Source organism: Enterobacter quasihormaechei (genome assembly GCF_004331385.1).
Lineage (GTDB): Bacteria > Pseudomonadota > Gammaproteobacteria > Enterobacterales > Enterobacteriaceae > Enterobacter > Enterobacter quasihormaechei.
The window spans coordinates 96,613-115,196 of the sequence record NZ_SJON01000007.1; the positions used below are offsets into that span (position 1 = coordinate 96,613).

General features: G+C 53.8%; 19 protein-coding genes. 8 read left to right on the forward strand and 11 right to left on the reverse strand.

Translation table 11 applies throughout. From position 1 onward, the window contains the following. Positions 1 to 14: 14 nt before the first annotated feature. The 6 genes from fabI (at position 15) to osmB (ending at position 5,837) form a co-directional block, all read left to right on the forward strand. Positions 15 to 803 carry an enoyl-ACP reductase FabI gene (gene fabI / locus E0L16_RS11460; protein WP_003856831.1) on the forward strand — a complete coding sequence of 263 codons (789 nt, stop codon included), beginning with the start codon at positions 15 to 17 and terminating at the stop codon, positions 801 to 803. Between the two features lie 152 nt (positions 804 to 955). Next, positions 956 to 1,942 (forward strand): CMD domain-containing protein, encoded by a 987-nt coding sequence (locus E0L16_RS11465; RefSeq protein ID WP_131636968.1) that lies wholly within the window; start codon positions 956 to 958, stop codon positions 1,940 to 1,942. Positions 1,943 to 2,030: 88 nt separating this feature from the next. Beyond that, positions 2,031 to 3,965, forward strand: a complete 1,935-nt coding sequence (locus E0L16_RS11470) for an exoribonuclease II (RefSeq protein WP_063866567.1) — start codon at positions 2,031 to 2,033, stop codon at positions 3,963 to 3,965. A 418-nt stretch (positions 3,966 to 4,383) separates the two neighbouring features. Next, positions 4,384 to 4,566, forward strand: coding sequence for a YciZ family protein (locus tag E0L16_RS11480; RefSeq protein ID WP_165498410.1), 183 nt, complete (start codon positions 4,384 to 4,386; stop codon positions 4,564 to 4,566). 37 nt (positions 4,567 to 4,603) lie between these two features. Beyond that, positions 4,604 to 5,356, forward strand: coding sequence for a DNA-binding transcriptional regulator YciT (gene yciT / locus E0L16_RS11485; RefSeq protein ID WP_107535470.1), 753 nt, complete (start codon positions 4,604 to 4,606; stop codon positions 5,354 to 5,356). A gap of 262 nt (positions 5,357 to 5,618) precedes the next feature. Next, complete coding sequence (gene osmB, locus E0L16_RS11490) at positions 5,619 to 5,837, forward strand: osmotically-inducible lipoprotein OsmB (RefSeq protein WP_017384212.1); 219 nt, start codon at positions 5,619 to 5,621, stop codon at positions 5,835 to 5,837. A gap of 105 nt (positions 5,838 to 5,942) precedes the next feature. Here the strand turns inward: osmB and yciH are convergent, their stop codons facing one another. The 5 genes from yciH to pgpB form a co-directional block, all read right to left on the reverse strand. Then, a complete protein-coding gene (gene yciH, locus E0L16_RS11495) occupies positions 5,943 to 6,269 on the reverse strand; it encodes a stress response translation initiation inhibitor YciH (RefSeq protein ID WP_063866564.1) in 327 nt (108 codons plus the stop codon). Beyond that, a complete protein-coding gene (gene pyrF, locus E0L16_RS11500) occupies positions 6,269 to 7,006 on the reverse strand; it encodes an orotidine-5'-phosphate decarboxylase (protein ID WP_131636971.1) in 738 nt (245 codons plus the stop codon). The genes yciH and pyrF overlap by 1 nt, the downstream gene beginning before the upstream one ends. Before the next feature lie 185 nt (positions 7,007 to 7,191). After that, a complete protein-coding gene (gene lapB, locus E0L16_RS11505; RefSeq protein ID WP_063452279.1) occupies positions 7,192 to 8,361 on the reverse strand; it encodes a lipopolysaccharide assembly protein LapB in 1,170 nt (389 codons plus the stop codon). Between the two features lie 6 nt (positions 8,362 to 8,367). Further along, positions 8,368 to 8,676 carry a LapA family protein gene (locus E0L16_RS11510; protein ID WP_006810839.1) on the reverse strand — a complete coding sequence of 103 codons (309 nt, stop codon included), beginning with the start codon at positions 8,674 to 8,676 and terminating at the stop codon, positions 8,368 to 8,370. Between the two features lie 148 nt (positions 8,677 to 8,824). Further along, positions 8,825 to 9,592: a phosphatidylglycerophosphatase B gene (gene pgpB / locus E0L16_RS11515; protein ID WP_063866562.1), complete on the reverse strand. Its 768-nt coding sequence runs from the start codon at positions 9,590 to 9,592 to the stop codon at positions 8,825 to 8,827. Between the two features lie 197 nt (positions 9,593 to 9,789). Between pgpB and ribA the strand changes: the two genes are divergently transcribed. Continuing rightward, complete coding sequence (ribA, locus tag E0L16_RS11520; protein ID WP_013096372.1) at positions 9,790 to 10,380, forward strand: GTP cyclohydrolase II; 591 nt, start codon at positions 9,790 to 9,792, stop codon at positions 10,378 to 10,380. Positions 10,381 to 10,417: 37 nt separating this feature from the next. Here the strand turns inward: ribA and acnA are convergent, their stop codons facing one another. From acnA to topA, 6 genes are all read right to left on the reverse strand, one after another. Next, on the reverse strand, positions 10,418 to 13,093 hold the full coding sequence (gene acnA / locus E0L16_RS11525) for an aconitate hydratase AcnA (RefSeq protein WP_131636972.1): 2,676 nt from the start codon (positions 13,091 to 13,093) through the stop codon (positions 10,418 to 10,420). 165 nt (positions 13,094 to 13,258) lie between these two features. Then, entirely contained in the window at positions 13,259 to 13,360 is a 102-nt protein-coding gene (gene ymiC / locus E0L16_RS22215) for a small membrane protein YmiC (RefSeq protein ID WP_063452276.1), read from the reverse strand. Positions 13,361 to 13,494: 134 nt separating this feature from the next. Next, positions 13,495 to 13,665, reverse strand: a complete 171-nt coding sequence (locus tag E0L16_RS22045; RefSeq protein ID WP_165498411.1) for a hypothetical protein — start codon at positions 13,663 to 13,665, stop codon at positions 13,495 to 13,497. Positions 13,666 to 13,667: 2 nt separating this feature from the next. After that, positions 13,668 to 13,808 carry a YmiA family putative membrane protein gene (locus E0L16_RS11530; protein WP_216636322.1) on the reverse strand — a complete coding sequence of 47 codons (141 nt, stop codon included), beginning with the start codon at positions 13,806 to 13,808 and terminating at the stop codon, positions 13,668 to 13,670. A 336-nt stretch (positions 13,809 to 14,144) separates the two neighbouring features. Then, the gene (cysB, locus tag E0L16_RS11535; protein ID WP_006810844.1) at positions 14,145 to 15,119 is read right to left on the reverse strand and encodes an HTH-type transcriptional regulator CysB; all 975 of its coding nucleotides are present in this window, start codon (positions 15,117 to 15,119) and stop codon (positions 14,145 to 14,147) included. A 186-nt stretch (positions 15,120 to 15,305) separates the two neighbouring features. Further along, entirely contained in the window at positions 15,306 to 17,903 is a 2,598-nt protein-coding gene (topA, locus tag E0L16_RS11540; RefSeq protein ID WP_063866559.1) for a type I DNA topoisomerase, read from the reverse strand. 398 nt (positions 17,904 to 18,301) lie between these two features. On the opposite strand from topA, the gene E0L16_RS11545 reads away from it, so the two are divergent. Further along, positions 18,302 to 18,553 carry a YciN family protein gene (locus tag E0L16_RS11545; protein ID WP_063452272.1) on the forward strand — a complete coding sequence of 84 codons (252 nt, stop codon included), beginning with the start codon at positions 18,302 to 18,304 and terminating at the stop codon, positions 18,551 to 18,553. The last annotated feature ends 31 nt before the right edge of the window (positions 18,554 to 18,584 follow it).

Below are 18,584 nucleotides of genomic sequence, written 5' to 3' on the forward strand. Positions count from 1 at the left end.
TAAGGATTAAAGCTATGGGTTTTCTTTCCGGTAAGCGCATTCTGGTGACTGGCGTTGCCAGCAAACTGTCCATCGCATACGGCATCGCACAGGCTATGCATCGCGAAGGCGCTGAGCTGGCGTTCACCTACCAGAACGACAAGCTGAAAGGCCGTGTTGAAGAATTTGCCGCGCAGCTGGGTTCCAGCATTGTTCTGGAATGTGACGTTGCACAAGACGAAAGCATTGATGGCATGTTTGCTGAACTGGCAAAAGCATGGCCGAAATTCGACGGTTTTGTTCACTCCATCGGCTTCGCTCCAGGCGACCAGCTGGACGGCGACTACGTGAACGCGGTTACCCGTGATGGCTTCAAAATCGCGCACGACATCAGCTCTTACAGCTTCGTTGCGATGGCAAAATCCTGCCGCGCAATGCTGAACCCGGGCGCAGCCCTGCTGACCCTGTCCTACCTGGGCGCAGAACGTGCTATCCCTAACTACAACGTGATGGGTCTGGCGAAAGCGTCTCTGGAAGCCAACGTACGCTACATGGCGAACGCAATGGGTCCTGAAGGCGTGCGTGTTAACGCCATTTCTGCGGGTCCAATCCGTACCCTGGCCGCTTCCGGCATCAAAGATTTCCGTAAAATGCTGGCGCACTGCGAAGCGGTTACCCCGATTCGTCGTACCGTTACCATTGAAGATGTGGGTAACTCTGCGGCATTCCTGTGCTCTGACCTTTCCGCGGGTATCTCCGGCGAAGTGGTTCACGTTGACGGCGGCTTCAACATCGCTGCAATGAACGAGCTGGAAATCAAATAAGCCTGTTACTCTCTTCCCGCCAGGGAAGAGAGTTTTCTCCTTCCCCGCACGTCGTTATTCCGTTCTGCTATTTGTTATCACCTAACAATATTTTTCCCCTCTTCCGCCTTACGCCAGGATATTGATCGCCATTTTGAGATCAAGGAACGCCCATGGAACAACGCCGTTTTTCCGGCAAAGGCCACTGGTATCATGAAACCCAGTCGAATCATTCGCAGACGGATGTTCTGCCGCTGGTGCCTGAAGCCGCTAACGTCGACGATCGTTTTTTGCTCGATTTAGCCCTGCCTGATGAGATCCTCGCAAGCTGCGCTGGCTGGCTCACACCTGCACGAGCTCTCTGTCACCTCCTGTTCCCGCTTGATTCTCCTGTTAACCGTCTGCACACGCTTAGCGCCTACGACAGGCTGAGCACGGCCTTAACGGTTGCGCAGGCGTGTGGCGTCCAGCGGCTCTGTAACCACTACGCGGCGCTGCTCGCCCCCCTTCCGGGCCCCGACTCTTCCCGGGAAAGCAATCGACGCCTTGCAGAAATCACCCAGTATGCCCGCCAGTTAGCCAGCTCGCCCGATGTCATCGACGATAAAGCCCAACACCAGCTTGATGAGGTTGGACTCACGACGTATGACATTGTGCTTATCAACCAGATCATCGGTTTTATCGGTTTTCAGGCACGCGTAGTTGCGGTGTTTCAGGCGCTGCTCGGCCATCCGGTACGCTGGCTGCCCGGACACCACATTCAGCCCCATACGCTACCAGTCAGCTTTCGCAGATGGGCCGCCACGCTACCCGCGGTTGAACTAAAATATGCCAGCGCGCTTCAGCTTGAGGCACTTTCACGCTGGCAGGCGGAACCGGCGCTACAGGCGCTCACGCCGGTGCTGTGCCATGAACCGATGCTGCTTAATCTGACGGGCGACATTCTGGTTAACCATCCGCAAAGCGAAGACCACGCCTCTTCGATGCTCTCAGCCGCCCATTCGCTGCTCGCCGCTTCGCCGGATCGCTTTAGCGCCGCCCAGTTAACGCCCCTGACCGAGTCGGGTATCCCGCCAGAAATCGCCATTAATTTGCTCACCCGACACGCGTTTTACGGCTGGCTGGACCGTCTGCGCGTGGCGCTCGGCAGAGAGGAATAACCGTACTCTTTACCTAAAGAGCGCTTGCTGTAGCAGTGAGAATCGCGTAAAACTGTCAGCCGCTCAATGGCTACGAAAATAGAACATTATGTTTCAGGACAACCCGCTGCTTGCGCAGCTTAAACAGCAACTGCATTCCCAGACGCCGCGTGCAGAAGGGGTCGTAAAAGCCACGGAAAAGGGCTTTGGCTTTCTGGAAGTTGACGGACAAAAGAGCTACTTCATTCCGCCTCCTCAGATGAAGAAAGTGATGCATGGCGACCGCATTTCGGCCGTTATTCATACCGAAAAGGAACGAGAGTCTGCCGAGCCGGAAGCACTGATCGAACCTTTCCTGACCCGCTTTGTCGGGAAAGTGCATAAAAAAGACGATCGTCTCTCTATCGTGCCGGATCATCCTCTCCTGAAAGAGGCTATTCCGTGCCGCGCCGCGCGTGGCGTTGAGCATGATTTTGTAGAGGGTGACTGGGCCGTTGCTGAGATGCGCCGTCATCCGTTAAAAGGCGATCGCGGCTTTTACGCCGAACTGACCCAGTTCATCACCTTTGGCGACGATCACTTCGTGCCGTGGTGGGTGACGCTGGCGCGCCATAACCTGGAAAAAGAGGCGCCGGATGGCGTGGCGACAGAAATGCAGGACGAGGGCCTGGAGCGTCGCGATCTGACCGGGCTGGACTTTGTCACCATCGACAGCGCCAGCACCGAGGATATGGACGACGCGCTGTACGCGGAAGAAGCCGCGGATGGCAAACTGCATTTGACCGTTGCCATCGCCGACCCTACCGCATGGATTGTCGAAGGCAGCAAGCTGGACGAGATGGCCAAAGTGCGTTCGTTCACCAACTACCTGCCGGGCTTCAACATCCCGATGCTGCCGCGCGAACTTTCTGACGACCTCTGCTCCCTGCGTCCCCATGAAGTGCGTCCAGTACTGGCGTGCCGCATGACCATCGCGGCTGACGGTACCATTGAAGAAGATATCGAATTCTTCGCCGCCACCATCGAATCCAAAGCCAAGCTGGCCTATGACAACGTCTCCAACTGGCTGGAGAACACCGGTAACTGGACACCTGACTCTGAGAATATTGCCGCGCAAATTCGCCTGCTGCACCGCGTCTGCCTGAGCCGCAGCGAATGGCGTCAGACCCACGCGCTGGTCTTCAAGGATCGCCCAGACTACCGTTTCGTGCTGGGTGAAAAAGGCGAAGTGCTGAACATCGTCGCTGAGCCACGCCGTATTGCCAACCGCATCGTTGAAGAAGCGATGATTTCCGCCAACATTTGTGCCGCACGCGTGCTGCGCGACAAATTAGGCTTTGGCATTTACAACGTGCACACCGGGTTCGATCCGGCGAACACCGAAGCGCTGGCTGCCCTGCTGAAAACCCATGACGTACACGTTGATCCTGAGGAAGTGCTGACCCTGCAAGGTTTTTGCAAACTGCGCCGCGAGCTGGACGCGCAGCCGTCAGGGTTCCTTGACAGCCGTATTCGCCGTTTCCAGTCCTTCGCGGAAATCAGCACCGAGCCAGGCCCGCACTTTGGTCTCGGCCTTGAGGCGTACGCTACCTGGACCTCCCCGATCCGTAAGTACGGCGACATGGTTAACCATCGTCTGTTGAAAGCGATCGTTAAAGGGGAATCCGTTGCCCGCCCACAGGATGATACGACGTTGCAGATGGCAGAGCGTCGCCGTCTGAACCGTATGGCGGAGCGTGATGTCGGTGACTGGTTATACGCGCGCTTCCTGAATGATAAGGCGGGAACTGACACCCGTTTCCCGGCTGAAATTATCGACATCAGCCGAGGCGGTATGCGCGTACGTCTGGTGGATAATGGCGCCGTAGCCTTTATCCCTGCCCCGTTCCTGCATGCCGTTCGCGACGAGTTGGTTTGCAGCCAGGAAAACGGGACCGTGCAAATTAAAGGCGAAACGGTTTATAAGGTCACTGACGTGATTGATGTCACCATCGCTGAAGTTCGTATGGAAACCCGCAGCATTATCGCGCGCCCTGTCGCCTGATAATCACCTGGAATATCGGCCATCTTCTGAACGGATGGCCGATACTTCTCTCCCGTACTCTCTCCCGCAAAATTATCGTTTTTACTCACACTTTTCAGTATCCCACCGCCATGTATACCGCGGGGTGGAGAGCGCGAAAGAAGACGCCTTTCTGACGAAGAACGGCGTCAACGAACGGCAGGGTTATCTTTTTGCTCAGCCCATGCCTGCTGCCGAATTCGAACGATGGCTAAAGCACTATCAGGCCAGGAATGCCCGTTAGCGCCGTTTTACACTAATCCCCCCTGGAACCCGCAGCCTAAGGGTTTACATTTCTCACTTTCATTTAACGAATTTGGTTATTGCATTTTTTACCTTCTCTTTTGAATCAATTTTCTGCATCATTGATAATATTAACTTTTCGCTTCAGGGTGAGCTTATGTCTAACATTGATGCAGCAGCCGTGGCACAGCGTATCGATACCGTGCTGAATATTCTTGTCGCGGGCGATTATCACTCTGCTATCCGTAATCTTGAGATCCTCAAGTCTGAACTGCTGGCTGAGAACGGCGCCGATAACGCACCAGACTCCACTCAACCAAAAGCCCCGTGGGAAGTGTAACCACGTCTTTTCCGCCTTTGTCTTTTAAATGGATGCTATGAATTCCCGACAACAAATCATTTTGCAGATGGTGATCGATCAGGGACGCGTTAGCGTGGTCGATCTCGCTAAAGCCACCGGCGTTTCTGAAGTCACCATCCGTCAGGATCTGAATCTTCTGGAAAAACAGAGCTACCTGCGTCGTGCGCACGGTTATGCCGTTCCACTGGACAGTGACGACGTCGAAACCCGCATGATGAACAATTATGCGCTCAAGCGGGAGCTTGCGGAGTTTGCGGCATCCTTAGTGAATAACGGTGAGACCGTCTTTATTGAAAATGGCAGCAGCAACGCCCTTCTGGCACGCACGCTTGCCGATCAAAAAGACATTACCATCATCACCGTAAGCAGCTATATCGCCCACCTGTTGAAGGAAACTCGCTGCGAGGTGATCCTGCTGGGCGGTATTTACCAGAAGAAAAGCGAAAGCATGGTCGGGCCTTTAACGCGTCAATACGTTCAGCAGGTTCACTTCAGCAAAGCCTTTATTGGTATTGACGGCTGGCAGCCTGACACCGGTTTTACCGGCCGCGACATGATGCGCTCCGATGTGGTTAACGCCGTGCTCGCCAAAGAGTGTGAAGCGATTGTGCTGACCGACAGCTCTAAGTTTGGCGCAGTGCACCCGTATACGATGGGGCCTGCTTCGCGCTTCAGCCGCGTAATTACGGATGAGCGCTTGCGCGAGGAATACCGCCAGCAATTAGAACAGGACGGCCTGACTGTTGATATTGTGAAAAAAACGGCCTGATTATCCTGTTGCGCCCGAATAAAGGGCGCACTTAAACCATTCTCTGAGATTATTCCGATCCCTCCTTTAAGAGTTTTTACCTGTTGAAACCTTTCTAAATACGTACAATTAATATTAGCGATATAACAGGAAGTGACTATCACCTGCGTGATGATGAAACGCCTGCGCGACCAGCTTTCACGGAAACAGAATTTAGGTATGAATATTGTCTATACTTAATATGCACTCCTTTCCGTGAATCGATAATTCAGGAGAAAGTATTATGACCTTTACCAGCAAAAAATTAGCCGCCGCTGTTCTGGCAATCACTGTAGCAATGTCCCTGAGCGCTTGCTCTAACTGGTCTAAACGTGACCGTAACACCGCAATTGGTGCCGGTGCTGGTGCGCTTGGTGGTGCAGTGTTAACGGATGGTAGTACGCTGGGTACTTTAGGTGGTGCTGCCGTAGGTGGTGTTATCGGGCACCAGGTGGGCAAATAATCACCATAACGGTTCTCACCGGTATAATAATATATTTTGTATTTTCAGGTCTGACTTACGCACGTAAAAAAAAAGAGCCACGGCAATGTCCGTGGCTCATTTATTTTAACCGCCCGCCAGTTTGACTTTCATGCCTTTGGCTTCCAGCAGCGATTTAATTAAATCGCGTTTATCGCCCTGAATTTCAATAATGCCGTCTTTCACTGCCCCACCGCATCCGCATTTCTTTTTAAGCTCAGCGGCAAGTTTTACCAGCTCTGCATCATCCAGATCGACGCCGGTGACCAGGCAAACGCCTTTGCCCTTTCTGCCGCTGGTCTGGCGCTGGATCCGCACGATGCCGTCGCCTTTCGGGCGTTCCGCTTTCTCTTTTGGCTCTTCGATGCGCCCGGTATCCGTTGAATAGACCAGACGACTGTTAGCGTCACGCATTATGCCCCCTTTTTCAGTGATGCATTAATCGCTTTCAGGGTCTCTGCCGGATGAGCAGATTGCGTCACCGGGCGACCAATCACCATATAGTCTACACCCGCGCCCAGCGCCTGCTCTGGCGTCATGATGCGTCGCTGATCCCCTGACTCACTGCCCGCCGGACGAATACCCGGCGTCACCAGCTTAAAGTCGCGGCCTAACTCAGTTTTGAAGCGAACCGCCTCCTGAGCGGAACAGACCACCCCATCTAGCCCACACTGTTGCGTGAGGCGAGCGAGACGCTCCGCATGTTCGGCAGGTGACAACGTCACACCCAGGTCGCGCAGGTCGGATTCATCCATACTGGTCAGGACGGTGACGGCGATCAGAAGCGGTGCGTCATTGCCATACGGCATCAGCGCTTCGCGCGCCGCTGTCATCATCCGTGCCCCGCCGGAAGCATGAACGTTAACCATCCACACTCCCAGTTCAGCCGCCGCAGCAACGGCGTGCGCAGTGGTATTAGGAATATCGTGAAATTTCAGGTCGAGGAAAACGTCGAAACCACGCTGGTGCAGATCGCGAACGATTTGCGGGCCGAACAGCGTAAACATCTCTTTGCCGACTTTCAGACGGCAGTCGCGGGGATCAATACCATCAACAAAGGCCAGTGCGGCGTCACGGTTATTGTAATCCAGAGCAACAACAACGGGAGAATCGGTAACTACGCGGGAAGTGGAGGAAGTAACAGACGTCATGACCAGCCCTTTTCGTCTATGGGCGCACAGCGGCGCGGAACAGATAAACGGCGTGCATTCTACCTGCCATCGGCATAAATGAACAGAATCGAATGCTTTTCCTGCTGAACCACAGAACGCACGGTGCTGACGGCATGAATTTAGTTATTAGTATGTTGTAACTAAAATGAGGTGTTTTAAAAAATTCACTGCCCGTCCAGACCACGGATTGGCTTAATGGTGGACCACGCTCGGCATGAAGGGCAATGCCAGTAGAGCGAGTAAGCGGTAAAGCCACATTTCTGGCAGCGATAGCGCGGTTTACTCCGCACCTGCTCGCCCACCATGTCTCGCAGCACCATCAGGCTCTCTTTAGCGCGCCCCTCTTCTGCATCGTTAAGGTGGTAATCCATCAGCTTGTGGAAGACGCGCATCGTCGGATGGCGCTGCAACTGACGGGTAATATACACCTGGGCGGTATCACTCCCTTCGTGCTGTTCAACGACGTCGGACAGCATCAGCTCGGCGGTAGCCCCGGTGTTCTCTTCAACGCAGCGGCGCAAAAACGCAACCCATTCATCCTGCTTACCTAACTGCTGATAGCAGGTTTGCAGCATTTCCAGCGTTTCGCTGACCAGCTCTTTGTCCTGATCGATAACGCGAAGCAGGCTTTCCACCGCTTTAGCGTAATCACCGTTTGCCATAAAGACCCGCCCCATCATGATCGAGATGCGGGCGCTGTTGCGATCGGCCGCGGCGCCTTTCTTGAGCAATGCCATGGCTTTATCCATGTCATCGCTACCCATTTGCTGAAGGGCCAGTTCGCAGTAAAAGTGGGCAATCTCAACGCGCTGTTTGTCTTTGCCGAGTTTGACCAGCCGTTCAGCGGTATCAATCGCTTTTTGCCAGTCGCTGGTAGCCTGGTAGATTTGCAGAAGCTGCTGAAGCGCACCGATACGGAAATCGGTCTCATCCACCAGCTGGGAGAACATGTCTTCAGCGCGATCGTAAAGCCCCGCCGCCATGTAATCTCTGCCCAACTGCTGCACGGCCAGCAACCGTTGCTCATAGGTCAACGACGCGCTTTCCATCAGGGTCTGGTGGATACGGATGGCACGGTCAACCTCTCCGCGCGAGCGGAACAGGTTTCCCAGGGTGAGATGCGCCTCTACGGTGCCGGTATCCTCTTTGAGCATGTCGAGGAACAGATCGACCGCTTTATCCTGCTGATTGCTCAGCAGGAAGTTCACCCCCGCAACGTAGTCACGAGAGAGTCGGTTTGCTTCATCCTGTTTTGTTTGTTGCGCGCTTCTGCGGCCCATATACCAGCCATAGGCTGCGGCGACAGGCAAAAGCAGAAACAACAACTCCAGCATATTCGATTATTCCTTGACTACCGGCACACCAGAGCTCGCCGGAATGTCAGTCGCAGGCGTAAGTTGATGTTCAAGTCGTTTAATTTTACGTTCAGCGCGAACAAGAGAAACACGAACCTTAAGCCAGAACAGGCCGCATACGAGCCAGCCAATGACAAAACCCGCTGCGAACAACACGGCAAGCAGGCTCGACACCCGGTACTCGCCCTGCGCCAGCAGATAGTTGAAACTGACCTGTTGATCGTTTTGCGCGCCCAATGTGACTGAAATGACAAAAATCGCCAGTACCAGTAAGAAAATGAGTAAATATTTCACATGACTTCCCGTTATGTGGTTCGAGCGTATAAAGCGTGTTCAACTCACTGCAATCAGCCTTATAAGCTACCATTTTAGTGGCGGGCGCGAAATGGAAAAAGTGACGCGCCCTTCATGGATTTATGGTCAAATTGCGGAATATCAACCTTCAGGTTCCGCCAGACTCCCTTTCGGCTATTTCTTGCTCCTCTTGCGGCGGCGGCGTCAGTGGTCCACAAAAACGTTGTGCAAGCCAGGTCGCCAGCGTCACCAGTATCCACGAGATCAGCGTTGCCACCACCAAATCACGCGGCCAGTGCATCCCGAGCAGCATTCGGCTGCCCATTACGCCTGTCGCCCAGACAAGCAAAATCGCAATCGTGAGGGTACGCCGACGCGGCCACAGAAGCCCCACGCCGAGTAACGCCCAGCTGGCAGCAAACATTGTATGACCGGAAGGAAAGGCAAAGCCGGTCTCTTTTTGCCAGTGTTTGCGTAAAAAGGCCGGGATATCCTGCTGTTCCGCAAGCTGTTCTTTCACCAGCGCCCCGCGATCCTTACGCTTTAAAGTGTAGAACTCATCTACCGGAATATGGTGCGTTTTTTCCAGCCAGACAACAAAGGGACGGGGCTCCTGCACGCGATCCTTCACCCATGACTTCACACCCTGCCCCACAAGAATGGCGCCACCGAGAATGGCAAACAGCACCAGCGCCGCGCGAAGGCGAAAGCGCAGGCACCACAGAAACCATGCACAGAGCAGCACATGCGTAATAATCCCCCACGGCTGGGTAACCGTTTCGGTTATCCAGTATAAGGCTTTCAGCCATGTCCCGTTATGTCCAGGCTGCCACATCCAGCCGGAGAACCAAACGACAAGGGGTATAACTAGCAATACGGCGGCCCCGGCGGCCGTACGTCTGGCAATTGAAAGCATGTCCTCTCCTTTTTGACTAAGCACCACAATCATAACTGAATTTCATCATTCTGGTGGATATGTCGGATCGTGCGTTTAACGTCCGTATAGCGTGGTGGTGATTAGGTGAAGTTGCCGGGCTTGTGGCAAAATAGGCGAATACAGAAAGCAAAATGGGGCACAGGCACGAAACGTGTCAGCCTTCTCTGGAGAATCACATGCAGCTTAAACGTGTGGCAGAAGCCAAACTGCCAACCCCATGGGGCGATTTCCTGATGGTGGGTTTTGAAGAACTGGCAACCGGACAAGATCACGTCGCGCTCGTATACGGTGACATTTCAGGACAGACGCCGGTACTGTCTCGCGTTCATTCAGAGTGTCTGACCGGTGACGCGCTGTTCAGCCTGCGCTGTGACTGCGGTTTCCAGCTCGAAGCCGCCCTTTCTCATATCGCAGAGGAAGGTCGTGGCGTACTGCTGTATCACCGCCAGGAAGGACGCAATATCGGGCTGCTGAATAAAATCCGCGCCTATGCGTTGCAGGATCAGGGCTACGATACGGTCGAAGCCAACCATCAGCTCGGCTTTGCTGCTGACGAGCGCGATTTCACCCTGTGCGCGGATATGTTCAAGCTGCTGGGCGTGGACGAAGTGCGTCTGTTGACCAACAACCCGAAAAAAGTAGAGATCCTTACTGAAGCGGGCATCAACATCGTTGAACGCGTGCCGCTGATTGTTGGCCGCAACCCGAAAAACGCGCACTACCTCGATACCAAAGCCGCCAAAATGGGCCATCTGCTGAGCGAGTAATCGCAAAACGCCCGGCACGTCTGCCGGGCGAGTTTTATCAGTCCAGCATCTTACGAATCACATAATGCAAAATGCCGTCGTTCTGGTAATAGGTCAGTTCTGTTGCGGTATCAATGCGACACCGGCACTCCAGCACCTCCGTTCGACCGTCTGCACGCGTTAACTTCACGGGCACCGTTTTACCCGGTTGCAGGTTTTGCAGACCGCTGATATCAATCTGCTCTTCCCCGGTCAGCCCCAGCGTTTTACGCGTCACGCCCTGCGGAAACTCAAGCGGCAGGATCCCCATCCCGATCAGGTTTGAACGGTGAATACGCTCAAAGGATTCGGCAATGACCACGCGAACCCCCAACAGACGCGGACCTTTCGCAGCCCAGTCGCGGCTGGAGCCGGAGCCGTACTCTTTCCCGGCAATCACGGCCAGCGGCGTCCCCTCCTGCTGATACTTCACGGCAGCGTCATAAATTGAAATGACCTCCGTATCCGGCAGGTGGCGCGTCATGCCCCCTTCCACACCCGGCACCATTTCATTACGAATGCGGATGTTGGCAAAAGTCCCGCGCATCATCACTTCGTGGTTACCGCGACGCGAGCCGTAGGAGTTAAAATCACGTCGCTCCACGCCCCGGCTTTGCAGATAACGTCCCGCAGGGCTATCCGCCTTGATGCTTCCCGCCGGGGAGATATGGTCTGTCGTGACGGAGTCCCCCAGCATCGCCAGGATCCGCGCGCCCTGAATATCCTTCAGCGGTGCGGGCTCTGCCAGCATCTCATCGAAGAATGGCGACAGGCGGATATAGGTGGAATCATCCTGCCAGTCATAGGTATCAGAACCCACCACGTCGATCGTTTTCCACTCCGGCGTCCCCTCAAACACTTCCGCATACTCTTTGCGGAACATCTCGGTGGAGACTTTCTCGACCGCACGCGCAATTTCACGCGATGATGGCCAGATGTCTTTCAGATAGACCGGTTCATTCTTGCGATCGAGACCAATCGGATCGGTCGCCAGGTTAATGTTCATGTTTCCGGCCAGAGCGTAAGCCACAACCAGCGGCGGCGAGGCCAGCCAGTTGGTCTTCACCAGCGGATGAATACGCCCTTCAAAGTTTCGGTTACCGGAAAGCACCGCGCCAACGGTCAAATCCCCCTGCTTGATCGCCACTTCAATAGGTTCAGGCAGTGGACCCGAGTTACCGATACAGGTGGTACAGCCATAGCCCACCAGGTTAAAGCCCAGCTCGTCGAGATAAGGCGTGAGTCTGGCCTGCGCCAGATAATCAGACACCACTTTCGAGCCCGGCGCCAGAGACGCTTTCACCCACGGCTGTGGCTTAAGCCCCAGCTCGACCGCCTTTTTCGCCAGCAGCCCGGCGGCCATTAGCACGCTGGGGTTAGACGTGTTGGTACAGGAGGTAATAGCGGCGATTACCACGGCGCCGTCAGGGAGCTGATACTGATGCCCGTTGAGCACGTAGTCCACCGGACGGTGATCTTTTTGCGCGGCATTGACCTCCAGCTCATTGCTGGCGGCAAAAGCTTTCGGTACGTTGCTCAGCGCGACGCGGTCCTGAGGACGTTTCGGCCCTGCGAGGCTTGCCTCAACGGTGCCCATATCCAGCTCCAGCGTACTGGTAAATACCGGCTCATCGCCCGGGTTACGCCACATGCCCTGCGCTTTAGTGTAAGCCTCGACGAGGGCAACCTGCTCCTCGCTGCGACCGCTGAGACGCATGTACTCAAGCGTTACGCCATCAATCGGGAAAAAGCCGCAGGTTGCGCCATATTCCGGTGCCATATTGGCGATGGTGGCGCGGTCCGCCAGCGGCAGAGAATCCAGGCCATCACCATAAAATTCAACGAATTTGCCTACCACGCCATGCTTACGCAGCATCTGGGTGACCGTCAGGACCAGATCCGTGGCGGTAATGCCTTCGGACAGCTTACCGGTGAGCTTAAAGCCCACCACATCGGGAATGAGCATTGATACCGGCTGGCCAAGCATGGCCGCTTCCGCTTCGATACCGCCCACGCCCCAGCCCAGTACGCCGAGGCCATTAATCATGGTCGTGTGAGAGTCGGTGCCCACCAGCGTATCTGGGTACGCAACCCACGCCTTATCCTGCAATTCACTCCAGACGGCTTTACCAAGATATTCCAGGTTCACCTGGTGGCAAATTCCGGTGCCCGGTGGAACGACGCTGAAGCGGCTGAACGCCTGCTGACCCCATTTAAGGAATACGTAGCGTTCATGGTTACGTTCCATTTCCAGACGGACGTTTTCGCCGAAAGCATCGTCGTCACCGAAGTGGTCGACGGTGACGGAGTGGTCGATGACGAGGTCTACCGGGGAGAGTGGATTAACCTTAGCGGTATCGCCCCCGAGCCGCTTGACGGCTTCACGCATGGCGGCCAAATCCACAACCGCCGGCACGCCGGTGAAGTCCTGCATCAGCACCCTGGCCGGGCGATAGGCAATTTCTCTGTCTGCATGTGCATTCTTAAGCCACCCTGCAAGAGCCTGGATATCCTCCTCGGTAACCGAGTCGCCATCCTGCCAGCGTAAGAGGTTTTCCAGTAAGACTTTCAACGACTTGGGTAACCGCGAAATGTCCCCAAGCGTCCTGGCAGCCAGCGGTAAGCTGTAGTAGTGCCAGGTTTTATTTTCCGCCTGTAACGTGTCCTTACTGGCTTCGCGTAGGGTTAACGACATAAGCTCCTCCTTAAAAACAGGGATGTCCTGACAATCATCAGGGCTGTAATTAAAGATAACACAAAGATGTCGTAACGTTTTGATAACAACCCAAATTGATAAATTTCGGAATGGTCCAACGCGAGGGATAAAACAAAAAACCCCGCCGTGGCGAGGTTTTACGATTTAGTGGAGAGCCAGCCAGATAAGCTGACACCAGAAGAGGATCGACGCTGAGAATACACCGAGCCATGACCAGTATTTTACGGTTGTCATGTTATTTGTCATAGGGACACCAGTCTTTAATTATTTGAGGTTCCGAGGTCTGCCCTCGATCTATATTGCTGATGTGTATTTATTAAAGAGTACAAAAGCGCACAGTCTTTATTCAGACTATTTGCATCATTACGCAAAAAGCAAAATTATTGTTTTTTGGGCTCGTCTTCCGCGAACGCATCAATAAAGGCCTGCTGCTGTGGCGTCAGTTTCCAGGAGGCTGGCACGCTGGTTGCTGGCACCTTGCGCGCTTTGTGAGCATTGTCACGAAGCTGACATATCTCTTTTCGCACTTCCGTACGCACCGTCATGACCATATTCAACCCCAGAATTTCCAGACAAGGAGAGCAACCACCACCCAGAACAGGGCAGAGCCAAGAAAGACCGCCAGCCAGGCTTTACGCTTAAGTGCGGGATCCCTTTGCGGTTCTTCACTTCCTGACGGCATTGCTAACCTCATACAATCGACATCGCTTATCATTTAGAGACCAAACAATTGGCACAAGTAATCATCTGATGAGATAAATCCTAAAGAAACTTTAGCCGAAAAGCCAGTGAATTTACGCATCTGGACCTGGGAAAAATTCAATCTTTTGACCAGAAATAAATAATTGAAAAGAATAATTTGCACACCTGTAAATTAGTTTCTACTTTTGTCGCAAATTTGCGACAGTAAAACCCCAATCATCAAATGGGTTATGACGATATATGACAGTCGGCGCAAATGCGGTTAATTCTAATTTAGGTTAAAGAGGAATGGCGGTATCTTTCCGCAGGAGAAAGATACCGGATGTGATTATTTGGCGGGAAGTTTGATGTCTTTAAACATCTCTTCGATATCTTCGTTGGAGCGTAACGCTACGGCCGTATCTACCACGTCACGCGTTAAATGGGGCGCGAAGCGTTGAATAAAATCATACATATAGCTGCGCAGGAACGTGCTGCGACGAAAACCAATCTTGGTGGTGCTGTGGCTGAAAATATCATGCGCGTCCAGACGCACCAGATCCGGGTCTGAGACAGGATCCACCGCCATGCTGGCAATAACCCCCACGCCCAGGCCCAGACGCACGTAGGTTTTTATGACGTCCGCGTCCGTCGCGGTGAAGACAATCCGAGGCGTTAATCCGGCGCGGTTAAAAGCGGTGTCCAGCTCAGAACGGCCCGTAAAACCGAACGTATAGGTCACCAGCGGGTATTGCGCCAGCTCTTCTATTGTCACTTCACCCTTCCCCGCCAGCGGATGGTCAGGAGTCACGACAATGGAGCGGTTCCAGTGGTAGCACGGCAACATAACCAGGTCATCGTACAGATGAAGGGCTTCCGTCGCGATGGCAAAATCGGCATTACCTTTGGACACGGCCTCGGCAATTTGTGTCGGCGATCCCTGATGCATATGCAGGGAAACGCGGGGATAGCGTTCAATGAAACCTTTAATCACCCCGGGAAGCGCGTAACGCGCCTGGGTGTGCGTGGTGGCAATATACAGTGAGCCTTTATCCGGCCAGGTGTGTTCCCCTGCAACGGATTTAATGGCATCAACTTTGGAAAGCACTTCCCGCGCAATGCGGATAATTTCCTGTCCTGCCGGCGTGACCTGCGTCAGGTGCTTACCGCTGCGGGCAAATATCTGAATACCCAGCTCATCCTCGAGCATACGCACCTGCTTGCTGATGCCGGGCTGCGAGGTATAAAGGCCTTCTGCGGTGGAAGAGACATTAAGGTTGTGATTAACGACCTCAACGATATAGCGAAGCTGCTGTAATTTCATGCCAGACCATCCGATTTAACGCACGCGACAATCGCTTAAGACGATTTAATAATAAGAAACGGGTTAACTATAACCACTATATCATTTATAGCCAGGCTGTATAGTACGGAACAAAAAATAATAACGAGGTAATAAAAAAGGGCCGGAGATCCGGCCCTTTCACAGGTAAGTTACGGTAAGAGAAGATTATTTTTTGCCTTCAACCCATTTACCGTCAACAAAGAAGGCTGACCAGCCGGTCGCTTTACCCTCTTTTTCTGCCGCCACGTACTGCTGCTTCGTTTTACGGCTGAAACGCACCACGGTTTTGTTACCTTCCGGATCCTGCTGTGGCGCATCGGCCAGGTAACGCAGTTTCTCCGGCAGACGGTCGCGGAAGCGGTACAGCTCTTCGACCAGCGGCGCGCGAGTCTCGCGCGATTTCGGGAAGGTGTTAGCGGCCAGGAACACCCCGGCAGCGCCGTCACGCAGGACGAAATAGGCGTCTGACTTTTCGCACGGCAACTCCGGAAGCGGAACCGGATCTTCCTTCGGCGGCGCAACTTCACCGTTACGCAGGATCTTACGCGTGTTTTTACAGTCGTCGTTGGTACATGCCATGTACTTACCGAAGCGTCCCATTTTCAGGTGCATTTCGGAACCACATTTCTCACACTCCACGACCGGACCGTCATAGCCCTTAATGCGGAACTCGCCTTCTTCGATCTCATAACCGTCGCAGGTCGGGTTATTACCGCAAACGTGCAGCTTACGTTTCGGATCGATCAGATAGCTGTCCATCGCCGTGCCGCATTTCTTACAGCGGCGTTTGGCGCGCAGCGCGTTGGTTTCCGCATCGTCCCCTTCCAGCACGTTGAGAACTTCGTTCTCCGGCACGAGGTTAATGGTGGTTTTGCAGCGCTCTTTTGGAGATAGTGCATAACCAGAACAACCGAGGAATACGCCCGTTGTTGCGGTACGAATTCCCATTTTACGGCCACAGGTTGGGCAGTCGATGCTGGTGAGCACCATCTGGTTAGGCAGCATGCCGCCTTCTTCAGGATCTTTCTCAGCTTTCTCAAGCTGGCTGGTGAAATCGCTGAAGAAGCTGTCGAGAACTTTCTTCCACTCGGCCTTATGGCTGGCAACCTCATCGAGGCTGTCTTCCATCTGCGCGGTGAAGTCATAGTTCATCAGCTCACGGAAGTTAGCTTCCAGACGGTCGGTGACAATCTCACCCATTTTTTCAGCATAGAAACGACGGTTCTCAACGCGAACGTATCCACGATCCTGAATGGTCGAAATGATTGACGCATAGGTAGACGGGCGACCGATGCCGCGTTTTTCCAGCTCTTTTACCAGCGATGCTTCGCTGAAACGCGCAGGCGGCTTGGTGAAGTGCTGAGCCGGGACCAGATCGACCAGCGACAGCTCGTCCCCTTTGTTCACGGAAGGCAGCGTTCTGTCTTCATCGCCTTTGCGCAGCGCAGGCATTACTTTTGTCCAGCCGTCGAAGCGCAGGATACGACCGCGCGCTTTCAGGCGGAAATCACCCGCGCCAACGGTCAGCGTGGTGGAGTCGTATTTCGCTGGCGTCATCTGGCAGGCCACGAACTGGCGCCAGATCAGCTGATACAGCTTCTGCGCGTCCGCTTCCATATCCTTCAGTGATTCGGCCAGGACGGAAACGTCAGAAGGACGAATCGCTTCGTGCGCTTCCTGAGAGTTCTCTTTGCTGGCGTACTGATTAGGACTGTCCGGCAGGTATTTCTTACCGAAGTTATCCTCAATATAGCCACGCACCATGCTGACAGCGTCCTGGCTCAGATTGGTGGAGTCAGTACGCATGTAGGTAATGTAACCCGCTTCATACAGACGCTGGGCCATCATCATGGTTTTCTTAACGCCGTAACCCAGACGCGTGCTTGCCGCCTGCTGGAGCGTTGACGTGATAAACGGTGCGCCAGGCTTGCTGCTGGTCGGTTTGTCTTCACGATCCAGAACCTGATAACGTGCTTTTTCCAGCAGCGCCACGGCGGCCATGGTCTGGTCGCGATTTTCAGGACGGAACGGCTTGTCGTTGTGGTGGCTCACCTGCAACGGCAGCGCATCGCCGCCCGGCGTGGTGACGTTGGCATCCACTTCCCAGAACTCTTCCGGGACGAACGCTTTGATTTCGCGTTCGCGTTCAACAACCAGACGAACGGCCACGGACTGCACGCGCCCCGCAGACAGGCCGCGCGCGACCTTTTTCCACAGCAGAGGCGAGACCATGTAGCCTACAACGCGGTCCATAAAGCGACGCGCCTGCTGAGCGTTGACGCGGTCGATATTCAGTTCACCCGGCTTTTCAAACGCCTGACGAATCGCATTCTTTGTAATTTCGTTAAACACTACGCGGCTGTAGCGTTTGTCATCACCCCCGATCACTTCCCGCAGGTGCCATGCGATGGCCTCCCCTTCGCGGTCAAGGTCGGTTGCGAGATAAATGTGGTCTGCTTTTTCAGCAAGCTGCTTCAGCTCGTTAACGACTTTTTCTTTGCCTGGCAGCACTTCGTATTGTGCATCCCAGTTGTGCCATGGGTTAACACCCATGCGGTTGACAAGCGCGCTACGTTCATCCTTTTTAGGCTTTTTAGCCCCTTTGGTGGAGGTAGAGTCTGCGCTCTTTTTGCTGGCTGAGCCACTGGTCGGCAAATCGCGAATGTGACCAACGCTGGACTTAACCACGTAGTCATTGCCCAGATATTTATTGATCGTTTTGGCTTTTGCCGGGGACTCAACGATGACGAGAGCTTTACCCATATTCACCTTTACCTAATTTAATTCTTCCAGGAATACGCCGCACGTTGATTTCCCTTCCGCTGACGACGAGCCATTGATATTGCGACGTCGTCAGGGGATATCAACCCCTATGTCTTACCGAACGTCAGAATGGCGACATCCAGGTCATTGAGTTTTCGGGTATTTTTCTCACATCAAAGTTCATTCGTGACGAATTCCCGGTCGAATGTCAAGCAATTCTGTTGCCAGAATGACGAAAGCGCACACTGTACCTGATAAAATTCGTTACGCAACTTTATTAGCATGCAAAAGCAATTCCCGCCAGCCAATCCCCTTTCCTTATCCCCTCGGATAACAGGGAAAATTTGCCCCTGAAGCGACCCAGGCGTAGACTATTGTCACTGTTTAAGGAGTGGAATATGCAGAAAACGACCCAACCCATTGACCGAGCTTCTCTGCTTATCGAAGCAAACAAACTCATTCGCGACCATGAAGACACCCTGGCGGGGATCGAAGCGACTGGCGTGGAACAGCGTAATGGCGTGCTGGTGTTCAGCGGTGAATATTTCCTTGATGAACAGGGGTTGCCAACCCCGAAAAGCACCGCCGTATTTAACATGTTTAAATACCTGGCGCATGCCCTCTCAGAGAAGTATCACCTGGTCGATTAAAAGTAAAAACGCGAGGCATATGCCTCGCGTT